The following is a 522-nucleotide window of genomic DNA, read 5'->3' as shown; positions in this document are numbered from 1 at the left end:
ATTAATGTTTTAGTAGTATGGTATTTCAGCCTTAGTTCGTCGATTATTTTAATAATTACTTCTGGTCTTCTTCGTCGTCTAAGGCCCTCAATTTTTTTAAGAAATCATTCTCTATTCTCAACATTAAGTTTTCTTCTTCAAGCTTCTTTAATTTTTCTTTATCGGTATTAGTGTTGTTTGAGTTGGCTTTGTTAGTTTTCTTTTTTGTCATGGCTTTTCTTTCCCTTCGGGACAATAAACCATCGATACCTTTTTTCTCTAATCGCTTTTCCCAAGTCCAGATAGTTGATGGAGATGGAATATTAAAATGATAAGCTGTCTCTGGATAAGATGATTTAGTCGTTTTCATCCAGTTTAATATATATTGCTTCTCTTTAGTAGAGTATTCAATCACTTTATTACTTTTTTTCAGACCATCTAGACCATATTTTTTGTAACTCTTAACCCAACATAAAACAGTATTTCTACTTTTAATCCCAAATTTTCTAGCTACCATTTGAGATCCCATACCGTTTAGGTATG

The 522-nt window shown here is 31.6% G+C and carries 1 protein-coding gene; it reads right to left on the bottom strand.

The genetic code is table 11. From position 1 onward, the window contains the following. Positions 1-55: 55 nt before the first annotated feature. A partial coding sequence (locus ACOMA7_RS07715; RefSeq protein WP_034532662.1) for a helix-turn-helix domain-containing protein occupies positions 56-522 on the bottom strand: 467 nt, incomplete at its 5' end.

Origin of the sequence: Apilactobacillus intestinapis, from assembly GCF_049166695.1 — a bacterium.
Classification (GTDB): Bacteria; Bacillota; Bacilli; order Lactobacillales; family Lactobacillaceae; genus Apilactobacillus; species Apilactobacillus kunkeei_C.
This window is presented reverse-complemented; position numbering and strand designations above follow the sequence as displayed.